The following is a 649-nucleotide window of genomic DNA, read 5'->3' on the forward strand; positions in this document are numbered from 1 at the left end:
TCGGCAAGGAACCGCTAAAGCCCTATTCCGGCAAGGTCATGTTCAGGCTCCGCCCAGAAACCCACTGCAATATTGCTAGGGCTGCCGAACTGGCGGGCAAGAGCTTGAACCAATGGGCAGACGAAGCGCTGGAACGTGCAGCCGCGCTTGCCGAAAATCCACCCGTCGCAAACAACGGGAAGGCGATGCAAGCCTGCTCTTCTATTAACCAGCCACCTAGCGATTAATTACTTACGAGGTTGCCGGATTATTAACCGATGGGGTGAAATATGGGGCGTGGCCTAAGCGAACTACAGCACAATCCTGACGGATCTGGAACCTTACCATTTTTCAGCCCCCACGACTGCCCGATCTTGGCGAAGTCCAGAGACATCTTCACCGCCATAGGTCGCCCCCAGGCTCCGGCCAATTACGTTGCAACGCCAGATGGTGGATTGCTTCGTGCCCGGATATAGGCATGGGTTACTGCTATACGCTAAAGGGCCGCCACACCCCGCCGACCCATGGTGAATCTGTCGCAGAAACCTGAAGCGGCGGCCCCGCAAAGGCCGCCGTCCCTTGCCACAGCATCTTCCAGTATCCAGCCTGATCTAAGCAGTGGCCATCATGTTACTCACACATTCGGCATTCGGTCCAGAGCTTGACCTCC

Annotated in this window: 1 protein-coding gene; it reads left to right on the forward strand. The window is 56.5% G+C overall.

Translation table 11 applies throughout. The features are described from left to right. Positions 1–227, forward strand: a 227-nt coding sequence (locus IB235_RS24820; RefSeq protein ID WP_192339077.1) for a toxin-antitoxin system HicB family antitoxin, incomplete at its 5' end; no start/stop codon positions are given. Between the last annotated feature and the right edge of the window lie 422 nt (positions 228–649).

The organism is Paracoccus sp. PAR01, assembly GCF_014851995.1.
GTDB lineage: Bacteria > Pseudomonadota > Alphaproteobacteria > Rhodobacterales > Rhodobacteraceae > Paracoccus > Paracoccus litorisediminis.